The following is a 23,100-nucleotide window of genomic DNA, read 5'->3' as shown; positions in this document are numbered from 1 at the left end:
TTGCATAAAAATTAAGCGGAGCGATAAAAATGGAGATTAAAAGAGATTTTTATCTGAATAAACTGATTTCAAAAATGCACAATAAATTGATTAAAGTTGTAACGGGAATACGAAGATGCGGAAAATCATACCTTTTATTTTCTTTGTTCAAAAATTACCTTCTTGAAAACGGAACTGACGAAAGCCATATTATTGAAATTGCATTTGATTCATTTGAAAACAAAAAATATAGGAATCCCGAGATTTTGTACCCATATGTCAAGAACCTGATAAAAGATGATAAGATGTACTATATTCTTTTTGATGAGGTTCAACTGCTTGATGAATTTGAGTCTGTACTTAACGGATTTATGAGAATGAACAATGTTGATGTTTATGTGACGGGAAGCAATGCAAAATTTCTGTCAAAGGATGTTATAACGGAGTTTAGAGGCAGAGGAGACGAGCTTCATATGAATCCTCTTTCATTTGCCGAATTTATGTCTGTGTATGACGGAAATAAGTACGACGGTTGGAATGAGTATGTTTTATACGGAGGACTTCCGCCTGTTGTTTTACTTTCAACTTCTGAACAAAAAATTGAGTTTTTAAAATATTTGTTTAAGGAAACATACATTAACGATATTATCGGCAGACACAATATTAAAAACAAAGCAGAGTTTGAGGAATTGATTGACATTCTTTCATCTGCTATCGGCTCTTTGACAAATCCCAAAAAGTTATGTGATACTTTTAAGTCAAAGAAAAATAAAGTCATCAGTTCTGAAACAATTAAGAATTATCTTGATTATCTTTGTGACGCATTTGTCGTGAACAAGGCATCGAGATATGATATAAAGGGCAGAAAATATATTGATACTCCGCAAAAGTATTATTTTACGGATATCGGACTTCGTAATGCAAGAATAAATTTTCGACAAATTGAAGAAAATCATACAATGGAAAATATAATCTTCAATGAACTTGTTAACCGTGATTTGAATGTTGATGTGGGACTTGTCAATGTTGTTCAAAACGATAAAAACGGTAATCCGATACGCAAACAGCTTGAGGTTGATTTTGTCTGCAACAAGGGTTCAAAGCGTTATTATGTGCAGTCGGCTTTTGCAATACCCGACAGTGAGAAAATGGCTCAGGAATCAAATTCTCTTTTGCGTATAGATGATTCTTTCAAGAAAATCATCGTCGTAAAAGACATTCCTGCACCATGGTACACAGAGAAAGGTATTCTTGTAATAGGAATTTATGATTTCCTTCTCAGGGCAGACAGCCTTGATATATAAACCAAAAAAACAGCGGTGATTATTCTTCATCGCTGTTTTGTGTTGTTTGAGTCGAAATTAAATTGTTGTGCTTGTAAAATGCAGGGAGCATTGCATAATGACGATGATTTTATAATCGGAAGTTGTGATAACAATTAGCAAGATTTTTGTATATTTCTGTCGGTATCGCAAGATTTCCTTTTCCGACTCCAAGCGAAATATCGGGTTTTGTTGCTCCGTGAAAGTCACTTCCGCCGCTTTTCAAAAGACCGTATTCGTCACAGATTTTCTCGGCAAGCTCTGTTTCGGCTTTGTCAAAAAGCGAATAGTACGCCTCCGTTGCGTTAAGACCGCAAGCCTTTGCTTTTGGCAGAAATTCTCTCAATTCATCTTCGTTCATGTTGAGAAACGGGTGTGCAAGAACGGATATTGAACCGAAACCTTTCAGCCTTTCAATTATATACAGAGATGACGGCCTTTTCGGCGGAACATAGTAGCCGAACTTCGACATAAGCAAGGTTTGAAATGCCTCTTTGACAGAAGAAACATAGCCCTTCTGCATAAGAGCGGCGGCGATGTTTGCACGGTTTACAAAGCCGTCAACCGTGCTGTTTTTGATTTCGTCATAGTCGAGAATATAGCCGTCTTTCGCAAGATTTTTAACGAGCAGTTTGTTGCTTTCTTCCTTTAATTTTTGCGACTCAGCCATAATTTTGGTTATGTCTGAGTAGTTTTCTTTCTTGATAAACAGACCGACAATGTGCAGCTGTTTTGAATTGTATTCGGTTGAAAATTCAATCCCTGCAACGGTGGTTACGCCGTACTTTTTACCTGCCGAAACAAATTCGTCAAGTCCGGCAATCGTGTTGTGGTCGCAGAGCGCAACAGCGTCAAGCCCGATTTCTTTGGCTTTTAAGACGATTTCCGTAGGTGAAAATGTGCCGTCCGAAAATGTTGAATGTGTATGCAAATCGCAGAACATAAAATTCCTCCGATACAAAATGGAGTGGGATAATTTTATCCACTCCATTTTAGCATATACGGTTTGCAAATTCAACGCAGATGAATATTTCACACAAGCTTTTTCAGTTTCAGTGCAAGGTCGGCAATGTGATTTACTCCGTTTCTGAAAACATAGTCAAACTCGCCGGCATAGGTTTTGACTTTGCCGTTAAATCCCTGTTTAAAGCGATATACACCGTAGTTTTTATGCGTTTCGTCATACCAATAGGGAATACCGCAAAAATCGTATGTATGGCAGCCGCTCTCAATTGCGTACTTAATCATCGTCCATTGCATAAGATAATTCGGCATATATTTTCTGTATTCGTTTGATGAACAGCCGTAAACATAGCTTGCAACATTTGCATAATTTACAAGCAATGCACCCGACAAAACTTTTCCGTCAAGTTTTGCGATACATAGCTTTGCGTTGCCGTGAAATGCCTGTAAAAAATTTCTGAAATATTCTTCCGAACGGATTTCAAAGCCGTCACGCCTGCCTGTTTCTTTCATAAGCTCCATAAAATCGTCAAGCTCATCTTCACCACAGAATTTACACTCAACGCCTTTCCTCATTGCAAGGCGAATGTTGTACCGCCATTTTGATTTAAAATTTGCAAAAACTTCATCACACGATTTATCTTTTATGTCAAGCACATAATTTTCTCTGCATTGGGTGTTGTCATATCCTTGCTTTTCACCGTGATAAACAAAGCCGAGGTCAATAAGATTTTTAATCGAGATAAAGTCGGTTTCGTCAATCAGCGGATCGGTTTTGAGTGTGTATGCGTGATATTTTTCTGCAATCAGCTTTATCTGCTCAAATATTTTTCTGACGGTTTTACTGTCGTGAGTGTCGCATACAAAGCCCCTCGGTGCATAAAGCATTGCCGTGTTGAGAATCGGTATTTTCTTTACAAGCACGAGTGTACAGCCGTTGATTTTTCCGTATTCGTCACGAACTGCAACATACTCGGGAATCCAACCCTTTTTAACCTTTGCCCAGTCTGCCGATTGCATAAAGTTTCCGTATTTACTGTTTTTACAAAATTCCTCATACTCTTTAATATCCATAAAAAAACAAGCCTTTCGTAAGTGTATCTATACTATACAAAAGGCTTGTTTCTGAATTTGTTCAAAAATGTATCATAGTTGTTTCATAACACATAATAATCAAATTGTTCGTTGTTTATTTTGCTGTATTCCAAAAACGGCTGTGGGCAGATGTTGATGCTGAAAGATTCGGGACTTACATTAACCGTTATTGAATCGGAACTGACACCCCAGTATTTTATGAGTGCATCGGACAACTCCTGTTCATAACTGTCGCTGTACGGAATAACCAAATACTGCGGAATTTCATTCTCGGTACCGCTGTCCGACAGGTAGGTTGTATCAATGTTAAGCTCATAAATCGTAAAGGTTTCCGTGTCAAACAGCATTGTTATGTTTAGTCCGTATCGTTCGCCCTCTTTGGCATAGTTGCATGTTACAAACATAAAATCGGACGAAACGATTACATTACCGTCAAGTGTTCCGCGCATTGTAAGTTTGTAACCGCTGCAGCTGTCAAATGTAAAAAACTGCGGAATGTAGCCTGCAATATTGGAAAATAAATTTGTGTCTTTAAGCGAATTTGCAAGATTGCTTATCGCTTTTTTGGCATAGCTGATTACAGTTTCTGCTTTCGGAGCATTGTTTTGAAGAACCCAAACGGTATCTTCGTTTGAAACGAGTTTCAAAAATTCTCCGCCGCTCGAAGTAGTTATGTCAGCGGTAAGTTTAAATGTTTCCGCCGTGTTTCCGACAGAATCCCGATTGTCCGTTACCGAATAATAAAAGCGTGGGAGAAACACAACGGTTGCGACTACGGTCAAGGTGAGCAAAGTGCAGATGATATATTTTGCGGATTTTTTAAGGTTAAATTTCTTCATCTTCAAAGCCCTCACTTTCCGTAGAATTATCGGCAAGACTTACCGTAAAGCTGATGTCCGTACCCTTGCCGACTTCACTGACAATTTCAAGAGTTGAGCCGTGAAGCTTTGCAATTTCATTGCAGATTGAAAGCCCGAGTCCGGCTCCGCCCATACTCCTTGAACGGGATTTGTCAACCATATAAAACGGTTCGGTAATTTTGGCAAGGTCATCTTCCGCAATTCCGCAACCGCTGTCGGTAACGCAAAAACGGTATCTGTCGCTGTCAACATATCCCGTGAGTGTAACAGGCTTTCCGCTCTCACTCGCTTTACAGGCATTGTCAATCAGGTTGTACAAAAGCGTTTTCAAGAGTGACGGCTCTGCGTTGACTTCTGCTTTTTCAACATTCAATTTTAATTTCACACCGTATTTTTTCAAAATAAAGAGAACAGACTTTTTAATGTCATCGGCAATTATGTCCGTTCTGATGTTTACGGTTTTGATTTCGTCATTTTTCAAAACTATAAGGTTTAGCAGATTAAGCGAAAGCGCCTCAAGCCGACTGCCCTCTTTGTAGATAAGGTCGGCACATTCTCTGCGTTGTTTAGGCTCCATTTCATAAGAACGGAGCATATCCGCATAACCTATGACAGATGTCAGCGGAGTTTTTAACTCGTGGGTAAAATCCGCAATAAAGTTGTCACGATTCTGCGTTGCAAGCTTTAGCTGTTCAATGTAGTCTTCAACATAATCTGCCATGGTGTTAAAGCTCTGCGAAAGCTCGGTTATTTCGGTTGAAGATGTAATGCCGTGGCTTTCCTTTACTCTCATATTAAAGTTGCCCTCGGCAACTTCCTTTGACGCATCCTTTAACTTAACAAGCGGTCTTGTCAAAAGCTTTGAGAAGATTACAAGCAGAATTGATGCAAACAACGCAACGCCTATGAGAATGAACTGATAAATTGTGCAGTACATATCACGGTCGCTGTACACGCTTGTTATATTGTCAACAGTTTCAATATAACAGCTTTTGGTTACAAGCTGAATTTTGCTTATTGTCTGAATGTAGTATTTTTTATTTTCAGTAACTACTCTGCTTTTTCTGGAATTTACCGACATACCGTGGGCAAATTCATTTTCTGCCGAAAAGCTGAGCTCGTTTATTGAACCGATTTTGATTTTAGAATCCGAATTGCCTGCAATTTGTTTTGCAAATCCGATTGCCGAAACGCGCAGATATTCCAAGTTTCCGTAGGTGGGTTGGTTGTTGTCTGCATATACCGAAAGTGCCGTTGTGATGTAATTGTTGTTCTTTTTGGCTGAGTCAATGCGGTTGTTCAGCGTGTTTGTAAAAACGGTGTTGATGAGGAGAAAACCTCCCACACCGAAGGAAGTAATTATAATAAGAAAGGTAATAAAAAATATTTTCCACGAAAATTTCATTAGGGCTTTCCCTCCGCTTATTCAACAAGACGGTAACCGACTTTATACACAGACTGAATGTTGTCTTTTAAATCAAGCTTTTTTCTTAACCGCTGAATATGCAGATCCACGGTTCTTGTATCACCCATATACGGTTCATTCCATACCCTTTCGTAAATCATTTCACGGTAAAGGGCAATGTTTTTGTTGCGTACAAAAAGCAGAAGTATTTCGTATTCCTTTAATGTAAGGTCAATTTGTACTCCGTTTTTGGTGACTATTCTTGAATTTGTGTCAATTACTATGTCTTTAAAGCTGAGTTTTGTTTTTGCCTTGTTGTATCTTCGCAGTACCGCATCAACTCTTGCCTGAAGTTCCGAAATGTTAAACGGTTTTGTTATGTAATCGTCAGCCCCCAGGTTAAGCCCGTAAACCCTGTCCGATATATCTGATTTTGCAGTAATGAAAATTACGGGTGTGTCAAAGCCTTTGATGTAGTCCATAAGCTCAAAACCGCTGATTTTCGGCAACATAACATCAAGCAGAATAAGGTCAAAGTGCTTTTTCTCCAGAACATCGGCACAGCTTTCGCCGTCAAACACACAATCGGTTTTGTGCCCGTGCCGAGAAAGAGCCATTTCAATAAGATTTGAAATATTCTTTTCGTCCTCAACAATCAATATGTCAGCCAACAACCCCACCTCCAAGACACAGTTTATATTGCCATTGTATCATAGATGTATCATTTTTTACAAATTATCTTTTTTTGCAGAGCTGTACCCCAAAATCGGTTAATGCAGAATATTGTCAAATTATGTGCAGCTGTTAATTGTTTCACGAACCGTACTTGAAAACAAAGTCGAATAATGGTATTATTTTATTCAAGTTATTCAAGCAAAACATTTTGAAAGGAAGATTACAATGGGCAATTCTAAATCGGTAAAAAAAGGCGTTGCAGTTGTAACGGCAGTTATCGTTGCTGCTGTTATGGTTTGCGTTTCGATAGTTTGCAATTTGCTTTCAACAAAAACAGAAAGCTCAAATCAGACATATCTTGATGACGCAAAGGCTCAGCTTACAGAATACAGCGATAACTATAACTACACTAAATTTGAGTTTATGAACTCACTTTTTGAAAAGGCAAATGTAATTGCAAGTGTTGTTACGGAAAATACTTCGGCTGAAACAAATGCCGCACTTGTAAAGAACCTCGGCATCAATTCATTTGTTATGACAGACGCTGACGGCAAGATTATCGCATCGTCAGACGATAAAAAGGTTGGCACAAATTTCCTTGATGACGAAACAACAAAGCAGTTCAAGGCTAACCTCAAGGGTATGAAGGTCAAGAGCATTTCAGAACCGACAGCCGTTGAGGGCGAGGACGGTGTGTATAATCTCATGGCTTGCGTTGCAAGAACAGAGGGCGGCATCGTTATTATTGATACAAATACAAGCGACTATTCGGCTGTTATCGGTGCTGATATTGCAAAAAGCTGCAAGGGTGATACAATCATCGTTAAGAACGGCGAAGTTGTAAGCACAAATATGAACCTTGGCGATAACGGTCTTAAAAGCGCAGGTATTACAGACGAAATGATTCGTTCGGAAAATTTCAATATTACAATCGACGGCACAACATATTCACTCAGCAGTATGCCGTCAGGTGAATATACAATCATCAGCGGACAGGCTGCGACAGAAAGCGGTTTCAATATGATTTACGGTGACATAATTCCGTGCGCCGCAGGTTTTGTAATGATTATCATTTCCGGAATTATACTCAGCCTTGGTGCAACAAAGAAAAAGGAAAACGAGTAATTGTTAATTACAGCATACAAACAAGAAGTTGACATTTCACGAAATTTGTATGTAAAATGACGAAAAGGTCATAAATTCAAGAAATATCTCCGAAAACATTGTGCTTTAGCACAAAGAATATTGTGCCGAAAAATATTGCATAACCGTATTTTGATGATATAATAATGGCATAAACAAAAAAGACGCAAAGCAAAGGAGCTTCTGAAAAGGAGGCTCCTTTTCTGTTTATCTTTTTTGGTATCTTAAAAAGGGGAAATTATTATGACACCTGAGAAAATTGTTGAAAACCATAAGAAATATGTCCTCCAGTCATGGAGCAAGCAAGGTAATCTTAATCCGATTCCCGTTGCAAAGGCAGACGGAATTTACTTTTACGATTTTGACGGTAACAGATATACAGATATGTCATCACAGCTTGTAAACCTCAATCTCGGTTACGGAAATAAAGCAATCGGTGATGCAATCAAGGAACAGGTTGACAAGTTTTGTTTTGTCGGTCCGTCATATGCCACAGAGGCAAAGTCAACGCTTGCAGAGATGATTATAAATCTTCTTCCCGACAGCTTCGGAAAGGTATTCTTTACAAATGCAGGTGCAGACGCAAACGAAAATGCAGTAAAGATTGCAAGAATGTTCACAGGCAGAAACAAAGTATTCAGCCGTTACAGAAGTTATCACGGTTCATCATTCGGTGCAGGCAACCTTACAGGTGAACCGAGAAGATATCCTCTCGAACCGGGTATTCCCGGATTTGTAAAGTTCTTTGATCCTTATGTTTACCGTGAGGCAATCAACTTTGAATCGGAGGAAGAAGCTACTAAGTTTTACCTTACAAAGCTCCGTGAACAGATTATTTACGAAGGTCCCGACAGCGTAGCCGCAATCGTAATGGAAACAATCACAGGTTCAAACGGTGTAATCATTCCGCCGAAGGGTTATCTGCCGGGCGTAAGAAAGATTTGTGATGAGTTCGGAATTCTGATGATTTGCGATGAAGTTATGGCCGGCTGGTGCAGAACAGGTAAGATGTTTGCATTCCAGAATTTTGATGTAGTTCCCGATATCGTAACATTTGCAAAGGGTGTTACCTGCGGTTATGTTCCTCTCGGCGGTGTTGCAGTATCAAAGAAGGTTGCAGAATATTTTGACGATCATCTTCTTTCATGCGGACTTACATACAGCGGTCATCCTCTTGCCTGTGCGGCAGGTGTTGCCTGTGTAAACTACTACGGTGAGGCACACATTCTCGACAATGTTGCAAAGTCGGGCAAGGTTCTCGGAGAAATCCTTGAAGAAATGAAGGCTAAGCATCCTTGCGTAGGTGATGTAAGATATATCGGTCTTTTCTCGGCAATTGAGCTTGTAAAGGATAAAAAGACAAAAGAACCTCTTGTTCCTTACGGCAAGGACGAAAAGGGTATTATGGGAACTCTCGTCGGTATGCTCAAAAAGAAAAAGTTCATGACATACTCACACGAAAATATGCTCTTCGTCAATCCGCCTCTCATTATTACGGAGGAGCAGATTAAGGAAGAAATGGAGAAGATGGACGAAGTTCTTACATATGTTGACAGCGAATTGATTTGATAATATAGGTTAATTAAAATTTCAAAAACGGGAGATAATAAAATGTCACATTTTGTAATACCAAATCATACGGTTGTCGGTACAAATGTTCTCGGTGAGGCCGCTCCTCTTCTTAAAAAAATGGGAAACAAGGCCTTTATAGTAACAGGCAGGCATGTTGCCGTTTCCAATATGATGAAACAGCTTACCGCATTGCTTGATGAAAACGGTATAGGCTGCGTTATCTTTGACGGCATAACAGGCGAACCGACCGACACTATGATTGAAAACGGTGTTGAAATGTTAAAATCCTCCGGTTGTGACTTTATCATCGGCATAGGCGGAGGCAGTCCTCTTGATTCGGCAAAGGCAATTGCAGCAATGGCAGTAAACGAGGGCAGTATAGCAGATTATAACGGAAAGGAAATTACGGGAGAAATTCTTCCCCTTGCCGCAATTCCGACAACAGCGGGAACAGGCAGTGAGGCAACAAAGTTTACCGTAATTACCGATTCCGAAAAGGGAATAAAAATGCTTTTGAAGGGCGATGTGCTTGTCCCGAAACTTGCAATTGTTGACAGCAGTTTTACGGTTGGCACTCCAAAGTCGGTTACTTCGGCAACAGGTCTTGACGCTCTCACTCACGCAGTTGAGGCATACACTTCAAGAAAAGCATTTTCAATGACAGACACGCTTGCTGTTTCGGCAGTTAAGAGAATTATGAAATACTTACCGATTGCCTACAAAGAACCCGACAACTCACTTGCAAGGGAGCAGATGAGTATTGCGGCTCTTGAGGCAGGTATCTGTATCAATAATTCAAGTGTAACAATTGTTCACGGAATGAGCAGACCGATTGGCGCATTGTTCCATGTTCCGCACGGAATGTCAAATGCAATGCTCCTTAAAGAGTGCTTAAGCTTTGCCGTATCGGGTGCATATGAAAAGTTTGCAAACCTCGGCAGAGAAACGGGTGTTGCAAGTGACTCTGACAGCGACGAAACAGCCGCAGAAAAGTTTATTGATTCACTTCAAAACATTTGTGATGTGTGCGAAATTCCTACTCTTGAACAGTACGGAATTGACAGAGATGAGTATTACTCAAAAATTTTAAAAATGGCAACCGATGCGGTTGCAAGCGGAAGCCCCGCTAACACGGTAAAAGAAGTTACCGTTGATGATTGCATTGAAATCTACAAAAAATTGTATGTTTAGTATCTGAAAAATTTAAAATTTTTAACACGGCAAAGGCGCAGTTGTAATTGTACCTTTGCCGTGTTTTTTATTATCGGGAGGAATGATTATGAATTTGAACAGCGAAGCAATCAAGAAAAATGATGTTGAGATTGCGATAAATAATGTGTCGGTGGTATTCAAAGACAATCAGGGCAATGATGTAAAGGCACTCGATAACATTGATTTTGATATTCACAAGGGAGAATTCATTTCACTTCTCGGTCCGTCGGGATGCGGTAAAACAACTCTCCTTCGTACAATCGCCGATTTGCTTGAACCCACTTCGGGCAATGTCAGAGTAAGCAATATGACTCCGAAGGAAATCAGACTTATGCAGAAATTCGGTATTGTCTTTCAGAATCCCGTGCTTTTTGAGTGGAGAACAGTAAAGAAAAATATTGAGCTTCCGCTTGAAATTATGGGCTATTCAAAGAAAGACCGTTCGGACAGAGCCGATGAAATGCTTGAAATGGTCGGACTCACAAAGTTTGCGGACCATTATCCGCAGCAGCTTTCCGGCGGTATGCAGCAGAGAGTCGGCATTGCAAGAGCCTTTGGTATCAGACCTGAAATTCTTCTCATGGACGAGCCGTTCTCGGCACTTGATGAGTTTACAAAGGAAAAGCTTCACCTTGACCTTTTGAAAATCTGGGAAAAGACAAATAAGACAATCGTTTTTGTAACGCATAACATTCAGGAGGCAGTTTTCCTTTCAACAAGAATTTGTGTTCTCTCACCTCACCCAGGCAGACTTTCTGCGGTAGTTGACGCAGACCTGCCGTATCCGAGAACAATTGATATGAGAGATACACCTCATTTCGGAGAACTTGTTTCAAAGGTAAGAAACAGCTTTGAAGGTGGCAGCTTATGATGAAAACAATAACAAAGATAAAAAATTCCAAAGCACTTGTAACCTTGGTATGGGTGCTCGGATTATTGGTGATATGGGAAATCTTCGCTTTTATAATTCAGGCAACAAAGCGAACCCCCGAAAACATTATGCCTCATGTATGGCAGATTTTCTATTCGTTAATTGATCCCAAACCCGTTTCAAACGGTATGAGTTGTCTGCAAGTTGTTCTTTTTAACGCAGGTCAAACGCTTTCAAGAGCGGGACAGGGCTTTATGATAGGTACGCTGATAGGTTTTGCACTTGCAATACTTATGAAGCTTTCACACATTGTTGAAAAGATTGCCGCCCCGTACCTTATGCTTATTCAGCTTATTCCTATTCTCGGCATGGCTCCGATCATTCTTGCAATGACACACGATATAGGTTCAAGCCGAATCATCATTGCGGCAATCCTCACATTCTATCCTGTTGCAACCAACACACTTGCAGGTCTTAACTCGGTAGAAAAACAAAAGTATGAGCTTATGTATTCATATGCCGCAAAGAAATCAACGGTGTATTTCAAAATGCTCATTCCCTCGTGTATACCGTATTTCTTCACAGGCCTGAAAATTGCCGCACCGATGGCAATTACAGCGTCAATCCTTGTTGATACACTTCAGGGTGACGGCGGACTTGGTTGTATGCTTTCACAGTCGCTCAAACACGCAATGTCAATATATGTTTTCTGGGACATCGTAGTGTTCAGTGCGGTTATAGGTGTTTTAAGCTGTTCGCTCATGGGTTGGATTGAAAATGCAGTTTCACCGCTCAAGAGAATTGAACGCAAAACAAAAAAGAAAAAGGAGGCGGCTTAATTGATTAAAAAAAGAAAAAGCCTTTGGCGAAGGCTTAAAGAAAATAAAGTCGCTCAGGGTGTAAGCTCGGTGCTTCTTCCCGTGCTTTTCGGTGTTCTTATCCTCGCCTTGTGGCAGGGACAGGTTCTTCACAAGATTTTCAACACGGACACAAACACTCTGCCGCTTCCGTCAAGAATTTGTCACATCATCATTGACAATATTCCCGCATTTGCACAGAATGCACTCTACACACTTCTGGTTGCGGTTATAGGACTTGTAATCGGTTCAATCATCGGATATCTGATTGCTGCCTTTGCGGCAACCTTTCAGAAATGGGGCAAAGGCGGTCTTACAATTGTAGGTGCATTCAACGCAATTCCGATTGTTGCTCTTGCTCCTGTAATGACAAACTGGACAAAGGATATAAGCAACGATCCGAACATAAGAAGTATGTTTGCAAAAACACTTGTTGTTATAATTGTCTGCATTGCAAGTATGAGTATCAACGCTTTCAGAGGACTTACGGAACTCAAGCCGTTTGCCCTTGACCTTATGAAATCATATGCGGCAAAGAAAAGCACGGTATTCTTTAAGCTACGACTTCCGAATTCCGTACCTTATGTATTTACCGCTCTCAGGGTAAGCGTTCCGATAAGCATTATCAGTGCAGTTGTTTCGGAATATTTTGCAGAATACATTGTCGGTGTCGGCAGAGAAATCAGAGAAAACATAGTTCTCGGTCAGTATCCGACAGCGTGGGCATATATTGTTGTTGCCTGTCTTATCGGACTTGTAATGTACGGTGTGCTGATGCTGGTTGAATCAATTGTTCTCAAGAACAGAAAAGTTAAATAAGTTGTTTACCGCTTTCGGTTTACATACAAATTTTGAAATTGGAGGAATCAAAATGAAAAAGACAAAGGAACTCAAAAAACTGCTCGCAGTTGTATTTGCAGGTGCAATTGCAGTAACAGCTTTTGCAGGTTGCGGTGAATCAGGCTCATCTTCGGATTCATCATCAAAAGACAGTTCAACTTCGGGTGAATTGATGTCAAATGAAGAGATTATCAAGAAAGCCGCCGCTGACGGCAAGGTTGGTAACTGGGGACTCGGTAACGAGTACGAAATTCTTGCACTTCTTCAGAAGTATGACCTCCCCACAAAGTACCTTTCGGAAGATTTCACAATGGACGGTTTCGATCAGGACGATATTACACTTGCTTCGGCAATGACATTTAACGAACTCGGACTTGTAAAGAACGACTATGACGGCGGTTACAAGTACGGCGATACGGTAGGCACAATTGATATGAACGATGAGGGTGTTGCAATGCTCGAGGACAATATTTTCTGTACCAAAGAGTTTGCAAAGAAAAACCCGAACACAGTAAAGGCTTTCCTTTACGCATCTATGAAGGGTTGGAAATATGCCGTTGAAAACCCCGAGGAAGCAGCTCAGATTGTATTTGACGCAGGCTCATCGGTATCATCAGACCACCAGCTCTATATGGCAAAAGAGGTTGCAAAGCTTGTTAAAACAGACACAAAGGGCAAGACAGTAAGCAACTACGGCAATATGGACGAGGACGCAATGCAGCAGACACTCGACCTCTGCAAGAAGTATGTACAGCTTGACGACTCATCAGCTGTAAAGAAGCTTGAAGGCTTCACACTTGACGATATCCGTGATACACAGTACATTGACGCCGCTAACAAGTCAAAGGACGGCAAGTTCGGTACACTCGAAAAGACAGATGTTACAATCCAGCTCAAGTGGTTGCCTCAGGCACAGTTTATGGGCTACTATGTTGCACAGGCAAAGGGTTACTATGACGAAGTCGGTCTTAAAGTAACAATCACACCGGGCGGCGGTGACATTTCTGAAACAACAGCAGTAAACAACGGCACAGTTGATTTCGGTGTTACATGGGTAGCAAACCTCACATCCGCAAATGCAGGCGGTATGGATCTCCTTGAAATCGCTCAGGTTTATCAGAGATCGGGTCTTGAGCTTGTTTACAAGAAAGACCTTTTCACAAAGTAATTGATTCAGGCTTTCGTCACGGCGGTAAACCGACTGCCGTGACGAAAAGGTCACAAATATGAAAGGAAGGAAACATTATGGATTTATTGATTAAAAACGGAACAATTGTTACGGCAAAGGAAAGCTACAAGGCTGATGTTGCAGTAAATGACGGCAAGATTGTCGCAATCGGCAGTAACCTTGATTTCAATGCAGACAAGGTTGTTGACGCAGGGGGAAAGCTCGTTCTCCCCGGCGCAATTGATGTGCATACTCATCTTGCAATGCCGTTCGGCGGCACGGTTTCTGCCGACAGCTACCTTGCAGGCACAAGAGCGGCGGCTTGCGGCGGTGTAACAACTGTTTTTGATTATCCCGTACAGCACAGCGGTGAAACAATTATGGGACTTATAAATTCAAAGAAAGAGGTTCTTGAAAAAGAGGCCTGTGTTGACTATGCCTTTCATTGTTGTATCACCGACCTTAACGGCGGTGAAATCCTTGATGAAATGGAAACAGCCGTAAAAGAAGGTATTACAAGCTTTAAGTGCTTTTTTGTATATAAAAAGGAACATATGATGGTTGATGACGCAACATTTGTAAGGCTTTTGCTCAGAGCAAAGGAGCTTGGTGCGAAAATCAATCTTCACGCAGAAAATCCCGACCTCATTGATATGAGAACGGAACAGTTCCTAAAAGAGGGCAAAACAAGCGCATGGTATCACTACCTCAGCCGTCCCGAATTTGTTGAGGCAGAGGCTGACAAGAGAGCCGTGCATTGGGCAACACATCTTGACGCTCCTCTTTACATTGTTCATATGGCTGACAAAGAAGGACTTGAGGAATGTATTAAAGCAAAAACAGAGGGACACGAACTCTACATTGAAACCTGTCCGCAGTACCTTGAATTTACCTGTGATGTCTATAAGCGTGAGGACGGCAGAAACTTTGTATGCTCACCGCCTATGAAGGGTAAGGAAAGTCAGGACGCTTTGTGGACGGCAATCAAGTCGGGTATGATTGATACGGTTGCAACAGACCATTGTCCTTTCCAAAGCTACGAAAAAGACTGGGGTAAGGATGATTTTACAAAGATTCCAAACGGCTGTGCAGGTATCGAAAATCTCTATCCTTATATGCTCAATGCGGCAAACAGCGGCAAGATTTCTTTTGAAAGAGCGGTTGAGCTTTGCTCAACAAACCCAGCAAAAATCTTCGGTTGCGACGACAAGGGCTCAATTGAAATCGGTAAGGATGCCGACATCGTGATTTACGATAAGGACAAGGACTTTACAATCAGTGTAAACAATATGCATTCGGACTGTGACCATACTATCTGGGAGGGCAAAAAGCTCCACGGTTATCCCGTTCAGACCTACCTCAGAGGCAGTCTTGTTTATGACAACGGCGACTTTGTGGGAACTCCCGGTAACGGTAAGTATGTAAAACGCAGTACATCAAAATAATTTATATAAGTTTTGAAAGTAGTTGATGTTTATGGGATACAGAGAAGTTGTTTTAAAAAGTGAAAGTAGCAGATGCCTGCTCTGCGAGGATGCACCTTGTGCAAATGCCTGCAAGAACGGCGTCAGTATTGACCGCATTATCCGCTCCGTTAATTTTGACAACACAGAGGGAGCAAGATATATGCTTGGCGACAATCCGTGTGCGGGTTGCATTGACGGAGGCTTTATGCAGGCTTGCAACAGAGCAAAGTTTGATTCGCCCGTTAATATCAACAAGATTACGGATATTGTTTCAAGAGAAGAATTTGTTCCCGAATATGATGCGGATCTCACCACCGATTTGTGCGGAGTAAAGTGTGAAAACCCGTTCTTTCTGTCATCATCGGTTGTTGGCAGTAACTACGATATGGTTGCCAAGGCTTTTGATGAGGGCTGGGCAGGAGTTGCATTCAAGACAATCGGAATGTTTACCCCGAACGAGGTTTCGCCACGATTTGCAGAACTTGACAAGGAAGATACCGCATTTGTGGGTTTTAAGAATATTGAACAGATTTCGACATATTCTCTTGAAGAAAACCTTTCCTTTTTCAGGAAATTAAAGAAAAATTATCCGACAAAGGTCATCATCGCATCTATCATGGGCAGTAATGAAGAAGAATGGACAAAGCTTGCATCTCTTTGTGAAGACGCAGGGGCTGATGTTATAGAATGTAACTTCAGCTGTCCTCAGATGGTCGGCGAGGGACTCGGCAGTGATGTCGGAATAAATCCCGAACTTGTATATACCTACACAAAGGCTGTAAGAAAGGGAACAAAGCTTCCGATTCTTGCCAAGATGACGCCGAACATCACCTCAATGATTCCTCCGGCAGTTAAGGCAATGGAGGCAGGCGCAGACGGACTTGCGGCAATCAATACGATTAAAAGTATTATGAATGTCAACCTCGACAATTTTTCAACATCTCCCGATGTTTGCGGAAAATCGTCAGTCGGCGGATATTCGGGCAAGGCTGTAAAGCCGATTGCACTTAGGTTTATCAACGAGATGAAAAGTGATGAAAGACTGAAGAATGTTACGATAAGCGGTATGGGCGGTATCGAAACATGGTATGATGCGGCGGAGTTTATTTCACTCGGTTGCTCAACGGTTCAGATTACAACCTCGGTAATGCAGTACGGCTACCGCATTATTGACGATTTAAAGGACGGCTTGAAACGATATATGAAAGCTCATAATTTCAAGTCTGTTTCAGATTTTACGGGTATTGCAGAAAGCAATATCATTCCTGCCGATGACCTTGACAGAAGTTACATATGTTTTCCGAAGTTTGACCGTGAAAGATGTGTCGGTTGCGGAAGATGCTTCGTATCATGTTATGACGGCGGTCATCAGGCAATAAAGATGAATGACAATCAGAAACCCGTTCTCTACGGCAAAAAATGCGTGGGCTGTCATCTTTGCAAGGTGGTTTGTCCCGTGGACGCAATAAGTTCGGGCAAAAAAGTCAGCAAAACTGCTTTAAATAAGCATTGATATAAAAATATTAAACAGAATTTAATTTATTAAGGATGGTGCAAAGTATATGTTTACATGCAGCAAAGAAAGAATGCAGGGTAAGATTTCAACTTTCAGTACATTCGGTGATGCCGGTCACGGCGGAATTACAAGATATTCACTTTCTCCCGAGGCATTACAGGCAAGAGCAGAGTTTGTAAAGAGAATGACAGCAATCGGTGCCGAAATCAAGACAGACGATGTTGCCAATGTTTATGCAACTCTCAAAGGTTCGGATCCGACTCTTCCGGCAATCGTCATGGCTTCACACTGTGACTCCGTTAAGAACGGCGGTAACTATGACGGTATCCTCGGTGTTATGGGTGCAATGGAAGTTCTTGAAACAGTTGCAAACGATAAGATTCCCCACAAGCACAACCTTGTTGCCATGATTTGGACAAACGAAGAGGGTTCTCTTTATCCGCCGGCTATGATGTGTTCGGGCATTGTCTGCAACGATTATCTTCCTGCCGACATTGCAAAGAATTTCAAAAAAGAAAATATGCTTGCGTCAAAGTCAATTCTTGATCCGACAAAGACATTCGGTATGGCTCTTGAGGCATCCGGCTATAAGGGTGATGAGGCAAACAGACTTAATCCAAAGGATTACAAGGCAATGTTTGAACTCCACATTGAACAGGGACCGATTCTTGAGGCAGCAGGCAATGATATCGGTGTTGTAACCTGCGTACTCGGTATGGTAAACTACCGTATCAAGGTTTACGGACAGGCTGACCATGCCGGCACAACTCCCATGAAGTATCGTCACGATGCACTTTTCGGTGCCGCAAAGGTTCTTGAATATCTCCACACAGAGCTTGATAAGCTTGATCCCGAACTTGTTTACACAACAGGTGAAATTCTTTGTCATCCTGATGTACATACAGTAATTCCGGATTATGTTGAATTTTCACTTGATGCCCGTCATGAAGATCCGCGAGTAATTGAACAGGTAGTTTCCGTAATCGAGAATATCCCGAAAGAGGTTGAAAAGTGCAAGACAGACTATGAAATTGCATGGACAAGAGATACTGTTTACTATGACAAGCAGCTTGTTGATTTTGTTCAGGAGGCAGTTGACGAACTCGGTTATTCAAATCAGAAAATCAACTCGGGCGCAGGTCATGACGCACAGTTTGCATCATATATGCTCCCGACAACAATGGTATTCGTTCCCTCAAAGGATGGTCATTCACATTGCGAACCCGAATTTACTTCAACAGAGCTTTGTACAGAGGGTGCTTCCGTACTTCTCAACGCAGTCCTCAAGTGTGATGCGGCTGATTGATAATCGGTTTTGCGGAGGATAAAATATGGACAATTATATAATTACAATTGCTCGCAGTTTTGGCAGCGGAGGCAAGGAAATTGCCTCCCTGCTTTCCGAAAAGCTGGGTATTCCGTGGTATGAAAGACAGATTCTGACAATGGCGTCACAGGCAAGCGGAATTGATGAAAGCGAATTCGTTGAGGTTGACGAAAAACTTCACGGAAGCTATCTTATAAAGTCGCTCACAAAGCTGCCGACGGCAAATGTTCTTCGTCCCGAATCAAGAGCGTTTGTGTCGGATTTGAATTTGTACAATATTCAGGCGGCAATCATAGAAGAGCTTTCCCGCACACAGTCCTGTATCATTGTCGGAAAATGTGCCGACCATATTCTGAGGGATAGGTCAAATGTCCTGAGCGTGTTTGTTGATGCGTATTATGACGACTGCATTTCAAAAATTCGTTCGAGAATTTATGTTTCGGAAGAGCGTGCAAAAGATATGAAAAAGCGTACCGACAAGTACCGCACGGCTTATTATAAATACTATACAAGAGGCGAAAACTGGAAGGATACGCTTAACTACGATATGTTTTTGAACACATCAAGGAATTCAACGAATGACTGCGCCGAAATTATTGCAAAGGCTGTTGAACTGAAATTCGGCAAATAATTTGATGCAGATTAAGAGGTGAGATTTATGGCAGTAACACTCGGTTCACTGTGCGAAAAGGCGGGCTATCTCTACGGTATGCGTGTGATAGCAGGCAAAGAAGGAATGACCAATATCGTGCAATGGGTTCATTCCGTTGAGGATATTGAGGTAAGTGACTTTCTTCACGGAGGAGAGCTTATCTTTTCAACGGGCATTGCAAACAAAGGTCAGGACTGGTTGCTGCCGTTTGTAAAAAATCTCATTGTCAAAAATGTCAGCGGACTTGTTCTGAACATAGGTCCGTACATAAAGGGAATCCCGTCAGAGGTTATCAGCTATTGCAACGAGAAAAAGTTTCCTCTTATGGATATTCCGTGGAAAACCCGAATTGTTGATATTTCACGGGATTTCTGTAATCAGATTATCTCAAATGAACGCAAGGAGGAAACAATAGGCGATACGCTGAAAAATTTCATTTTCTTTCCGGGTGAGTACGAAAAATACTTTCCTGTTCTTGAAAGCAACGGTTTTGACCTTGCAACCGATTATGCAATCATCGGTGTGAAAGCCGATATGGCTGACCATATTTCTTCAAGAAAACTTGAATCGGCATTTGAACGAACAATTTATTCCTACAAAAAGCACTGGGGCGGTTTTAAGGTGGATAACATGATGTTCTATGTCCTCAATGACTTTTCCGATGATGAAATTGAAAGCATAGCCGAAAAAATTCAGTCGGAAAAGGAGAGGTATATAAGCGTCAACAAGCTGTATGTGGCAGTGAGCAAAACAAATAACAAGCTGAAATCACTCCCGAAAACATACCAGATTGTTTTAAGAATGTTAAGGCTTGCCGTCCGTGCAGATATGACGCCTATGTTCTATGACCGACTTGAAGTCAAAAAGCTGATTCTTGCGGTTGACGATATTTCGTTGCTTGAAAGTATCTATAACGAAAATCTCAAAAAGCTTGAAGTGTATGACCGTGACAACGGCACGGATTATATGAGTTTTTTAAGACTTTACCTAAAGTATGACGGAAGTGTTCAGAGGGTTGCTCAGGAAACCTTTGTTCACCGCAACACCATAAATTATCAGCTTGCAAAAATCAAAAAGATTCTCGGCAATAACCTCAAAACCTTTGAAGAACGATTCAAAATTATATTAGCATTTGAAGTTCGTGATGTGCTTTGACCGCCTCCGTCCCCATAACGATGTTAATACTGAAAATCTCCCGACAGCCTAACGAAAACCGCTGTCGGGGGATTTTTTATGTGTTTATTGTAGTTGTATTTATTTGAGTAACTGATACTAATTGATATCAATTAGTATCAGTTACTATCAGTCAGAGTTAGCATAAGTAAAAAAGAACCGATACAAAAGTATCGATTCTTCTTTGGTGCACCTGACAGGAATTGAACCTGCACTCCTCTCGAAACTAGAACCTAAATCTAGCGCGTCTGCCAGTTCCGCCACAGGTGCAAATATTAAACTGAAATATAAATAGTGGTTTTGCGAAGTGATACGCGCGTCTTCCGGTCTGAAATATAGTCGCAATGCGTCGCACATAAATGTACTTCCTTTTGCTCGTTATTTCAGACAGCGCATTGCTCCCTTTATCTGCCACAGGCAGCGGTCGCAAGGCTACCAATTCCGCCACACCCGCATTTTTTGTTTCTGCAAGACCTACCGTTAGATAATACTATAAATATCAGCAAAAGTCAAGTATAAGCAAGCAGTATATTACTACTGCTTGCAGAACACGATTCCGTCTTTTTTACTGATGGACTTGATTTTTGCCAAAGATTCAACTCTTATGCCCATATCACGAACGAGGCTGCCGCCGCCTTGATAGGCTTTTTCGATAACAATTCCCGCACCTGCTGTTTTTGCGCCTGCTTTTTCAATCAGCATAAGAAGTGCCGTCAAGGCGCTGCCCTTTGCAAGAAAATCGTCAATGATAAGCACATTGTCTTCTTTGCTCAAAAAATCCTTTGAAACAACTATGTCGTAATCCCTTTTATGAGTATAGGAGTGGACGGTTGCGTTGTATGTATCTGAGTAAATGTTTATCGTCTTTGTCTTTTTTGCAAAAACAACGGGAACATTAAAATACTGAGCCGTAAGACAGGCAATACCGATTCCCGACGCTTCAATTGTCAGAATTTTTGTTATGTTTTCGTCCTTGAAAAGCCTGTAAAATTCCTTGCCAAGCTCACATACAAAACTGACATCAATCTGATGATTGAGAAAGCTGTCAACCTTTAACACATTGTCGGTACCAATATGTCCGTCTTTAAGAATTCTGTCTTCTAAAAGTTTCATATCAATCTCTTTTCTGAAAAATAAAATAGTAACAAACAATACGATAGATTATACTACAAAAATTTTCACATTTCAATTGATTTTTGTGATATTCCATGTTTTATTTTTCTTATTTTCGCAAAAAATTAAATTCAGACACAAAAAAGGCAGTCGTGATAAAGCGACTGCCCCTGTGTTTTATACTTCAATATTTTTAATTGAATCAAATTCGTCCGTGATTTCTTTTGACGGCTTTTTTGAAATAAGAGAAACAATAACATTCACAATAAGCGCAAGTCCGAAGCCTACAACAAGTGAATAAAGATTTGTTGCCGCATAAAGCGTCTGACCGTTTACAAGCGGAATATAGTCCCATATGATAACTGTCAGAGCACCTGTTGCCATGCCGCTGATTGCACCCGAAAGTGTTGAGCGTTTCCAGAAAAGTGCCAACAGAACAACAGGTCCGAATGCCGAACCGAATCCTGCCCATGCATCCGAAACAAGTCCCATAATGCTTGATTTAGGATTAAGTGCAATGAAGAATGCGATTACAGCAACAACTGCAACTGCAATTTTGCCGACCAAAAGCGAACTCTTTTCGCTTGCATTCTTTTTAACAGCACCTTTGTAAAGATCCTCCGAAACAGCCGATGCAGTGACGAGAAGCTGACTGTCTGCTGTTGACATAATTGCGGCAAGGATTCCGCAAAGGAAAATACCGCCGATAAAGATAAGCACGCCGTTGCCTGAGAAAAGCTGCTGGATTGTTCTGATGAATACAGATTCGCTTGTTGCATCGTCAAGCTGTGCTGTAAGGTAGCCTCTTGCGATAAGACCGATAAGGCATGACGCAGTAAGTGAAATAATTACCCAAACAACAGCAATTTTTCTTGACTTCTTGATTTCTTCATTGCTCTTTACAGCCATGAATCTGACGAGAATATGCGGCATACCGAAGTAACCAAGTCCCCACGCAAGGTTTGAAATAATCGAAACAGCCGAAACAGGTGTTCCGTCACCGTTTACAAAGAAGTTAAGGAACTGAGCAGGCTGTTCAACACCTTTTGCGGCAAGCGCAGAACTGAAGCTTGTGTCAAATGTGAGAATTGCATATGCAAGCACCGGAACGGTAAGGATTGCAACAATCATCATAAGTCCCTGAATGAGGTCGGTTGTACAAACTGCCTTGAAACCGCCCATGAATGTATATACAAGAATTACTACTGCGGCAACGATAAGACCGATAACATAAACCCGATTGTAGTTTTCGTCACCGCTCGCACTGTCCGAGAAGAGCGTTGCAAAAAGCTTTGCGCCCGAACTAAATGCCGACGCTGTGTAAACCGTGAAGAAAACTGCTATGATTGAAGCCGAAACAATCTTGATTATGTTTTTATGGTCACGGTAGCGATTTTTGAAAAAGCTCGGAATAGTGAGCGAGTTGCCTGCCACAATTGTGTATTTACGAAGTCTTGCCGAAACAATGTACCAGTTGAGAATTGTGCCGATAAGAAGTCCTACGGCAATCCATGCCTCGCCTGTGCCGGCAAGGTATACAGCGCCCGGAAGTCCCATCAAAAGCCAACCGCTCATATCAGATGCCTGTGCCGACATTGCGGCTGTCCAACTGCCGAGGTTTCTGCCACCGAGAAAGTAGTCCTCATTGTTCTTGTTGCCCTTTGAACAAACAAAGCCTATTACGATCATAATAATCATATAAGCTATAAATGCACAAAGAACTATTATGTTGTTTGTTGTCATTATGCCCCTCCTGAAATTAAATTTATAAATCAAATACCTTTTAATTCTACCAAAAATGAATAAATAAATCAAGTGAATTGCAGTATTTAGGACTTTTATGCAGATAATTTGTGCATTTGCAAAAATTTAGGAGTAACATTTTGCACAT

20 protein-coding genes and 1 tRNA gene are annotated in these 23,100 nt (G+C 41.2%); 13 read left to right on the top strand and 8 right to left on the bottom strand.

Annotated elements, in window-relative coordinates; genetic code table 11:
• Positions 1-29: 29 nt before the first annotated feature.
• Complete coding sequence (locus QDI94_RS05695) at positions 30-1,283, top strand: ATP-binding protein (protein ID WP_278867838.1); 1,254 nt, start codon at positions 30-32, stop codon at positions 1,281-1,283.
• A 109-nt stretch (positions 1,284-1,392) separates the two neighbouring features.
• Here QDI94_RS05695 and QDI94_RS05690 read toward each other — a convergent pair whose 3' ends face one another.
• From QDI94_RS05690 to QDI94_RS05670, 5 genes are all read right to left on the bottom strand, one after another.
• Positions 1,393-2,244: a PHP domain-containing protein gene (locus QDI94_RS05690; RefSeq protein WP_278867837.1), complete on the bottom strand. Its 852-nt coding sequence runs from the start codon at positions 2,242-2,244 to the stop codon at positions 1,393-1,395.
• Between the two features lie 89 nt (positions 2,245-2,333).
• On the bottom strand, positions 2,334-3,338 hold the full coding sequence (locus tag QDI94_RS05685) for a lipid II:glycine glycyltransferase FemX (protein WP_278867836.1): 1,005 nt from the start codon (positions 3,336-3,338) through the stop codon (positions 2,334-2,336).
• 83 nt (positions 3,339-3,421) lie between these two features.
• Complete coding sequence (locus QDI94_RS05680) at positions 3,422-4,198, bottom strand: hypothetical protein (protein WP_015523382.1); 777 nt, start codon at positions 4,196-4,198, stop codon at positions 3,422-3,424.
• Complete coding sequence (locus QDI94_RS05675) at positions 4,185-5,624, bottom strand: sensor histidine kinase (protein WP_278867835.1); 1,440 nt, start codon at positions 5,622-5,624, stop codon at positions 4,185-4,187. Before QDI94_RS05675 ends, QDI94_RS05680 begins: the two co-directional genes overlap by 14 nt.
• A 17-nt stretch (positions 5,625-5,641) precedes the next feature.
• Positions 5,642-6,295: a response regulator transcription factor gene (locus QDI94_RS05670; protein ID WP_021882601.1), complete on the bottom strand. Its 654-nt coding sequence runs from the start codon at positions 6,293-6,295 to the stop codon at positions 5,642-5,644.
• 229 nt (positions 6,296-6,524) lie between these two features.
• Here QDI94_RS05670 and QDI94_RS05665 point away from each other — a divergent pair, with 229 nt between their 5' ends.
• The 12 genes from QDI94_RS05665 to QDI94_RS05610 all read left to right on the top strand — a co-directional run bounded on the left by QDI94_RS05665 (position 6,525) and on the right by QDI94_RS05610 (position 20,078).
• Positions 6,525-7,424, top strand: coding sequence for a hypothetical protein (locus QDI94_RS05665; RefSeq protein WP_278867833.1), 900 nt, complete (start codon positions 6,525-6,527; stop codon positions 7,422-7,424).
• A 261-nt stretch (positions 7,425-7,685) separates the two neighbouring features.
• Positions 7,686-9,011, top strand: coding sequence for an aminotransferase class III-fold pyridoxal phosphate-dependent enzyme (locus QDI94_RS05660; RefSeq protein WP_101029879.1), 1,326 nt, complete (start codon positions 7,686-7,688; stop codon positions 9,009-9,011).
• Positions 9,012-9,053: 42 nt separating this feature from the next.
• Positions 9,054-10,205, top strand: coding sequence for an iron-containing alcohol dehydrogenase (locus QDI94_RS05655; protein ID WP_278867831.1), 1,152 nt, complete (start codon positions 9,054-9,056; stop codon positions 10,203-10,205).
• Between the two features lie 88 nt (positions 10,206-10,293).
• Entirely contained in the window at positions 10,294-11,097 is an 804-nt protein-coding gene (locus QDI94_RS05650) for an ABC transporter ATP-binding protein (protein ID WP_101029877.1), read from the top strand.
• Positions 11,097-11,936: an ABC transporter permease gene (locus QDI94_RS05645; protein ID WP_101029900.1), complete on the top strand. Its 840-nt coding sequence runs from the start codon at positions 11,097-11,099 to the stop codon at positions 11,934-11,936. The genes QDI94_RS05650 and QDI94_RS05645 overlap by 1 nt, the downstream gene beginning before the upstream one ends.
• The gene (locus QDI94_RS05640; protein ID WP_278867829.1) at positions 11,937-12,773 is read left to right on the top strand and encodes an ABC transporter permease; all 837 of its coding nucleotides are present in this window, start codon (positions 11,937-11,939) and stop codon (positions 12,771-12,773) included. It begins immediately after the preceding gene.
• 52 nt (positions 12,774-12,825) lie between these two features.
• Positions 12,826-13,962: an ABC transporter substrate-binding protein gene (locus QDI94_RS05635; RefSeq protein ID WP_278867827.1), complete on the top strand. Its 1,137-nt coding sequence runs from the start codon at positions 12,826-12,828 to the stop codon at positions 13,960-13,962.
• A gap of 77 nt (positions 13,963-14,039) precedes the next feature.
• Entirely contained in the window at positions 14,040-15,407 is a 1,368-nt protein-coding gene (gene hydA / locus QDI94_RS05630; protein ID WP_278867826.1) for a dihydropyrimidinase, read from the top strand.
• Between the two features lie 31 nt (positions 15,408-15,438).
• A complete protein-coding gene (gene preA / locus QDI94_RS05625) occupies positions 15,439-16,941 on the top strand; it encodes an NAD-dependent dihydropyrimidine dehydrogenase subunit PreA (protein ID WP_278867825.1) in 1,503 nt (500 codons plus the stop codon).
• Between the two features lie 49 nt (positions 16,942-16,990).
• Complete coding sequence (locus tag QDI94_RS05620; RefSeq protein ID WP_278867823.1) at positions 16,991-18,250, top strand: Zn-dependent hydrolase; 1,260 nt, start codon at positions 16,991-16,993, stop codon at positions 18,248-18,250.
• 25 nt (positions 18,251-18,275) lie between these two features.
• On the top strand, positions 18,276-18,902 hold the full coding sequence (locus QDI94_RS05615) for a cytidylate kinase-like family protein (protein WP_278419134.1): 627 nt from the start codon (positions 18,276-18,278) through the stop codon (positions 18,900-18,902).
• 27 nt (positions 18,903-18,929) lie between these two features.
• Positions 18,930-20,078 carry a PucR family transcriptional regulator gene (locus tag QDI94_RS05610; RefSeq protein ID WP_278867822.1) on the top strand — a complete coding sequence of 383 codons (1,149 nt, stop codon included), beginning with the start codon at positions 18,930-18,932 and terminating at the stop codon, positions 20,076-20,078.
• A gap of 203 nt (positions 20,079-20,281) precedes the next feature.
• On the opposite strand, the gene QDI94_RS05605 is transcribed toward QDI94_RS05610, so the two are convergent.
• From QDI94_RS05605 to putP, 3 genes are all read right to left on the bottom strand, one after another.
• A tRNA-Leu gene (locus QDI94_RS05605) sits at positions 20,282-20,366 on the bottom strand.
• Positions 20,367-20,630: 264 nt separating this feature from the next.
• On the bottom strand, positions 20,631-21,209 hold the full coding sequence (locus QDI94_RS05600; RefSeq protein WP_278867821.1) for a xanthine phosphoribosyltransferase: 579 nt from the start codon (positions 21,207-21,209) through the stop codon (positions 20,631-20,633).
• Positions 21,210-21,386: 177 nt separating this feature from the next.
• Complete coding sequence (gene putP, locus QDI94_RS05595; RefSeq protein ID WP_278867820.1) at positions 21,387-22,952, bottom strand: sodium/proline symporter PutP; 1,566 nt, start codon at positions 22,950-22,952, stop codon at positions 21,387-21,389.
• Positions 22,953-23,100: the final 148 nt, after the last annotated feature.

The organism is Ruminococcus bromii (genome assembly GCF_928721825.1).
Lineage (GTDB): Bacteria > Bacillota > Clostridia > Oscillospirales > Acutalibacteraceae > Ruminococcoides > Ruminococcoides bromii.
This window is presented reverse-complemented; position numbering and strand designations above follow the sequence as displayed.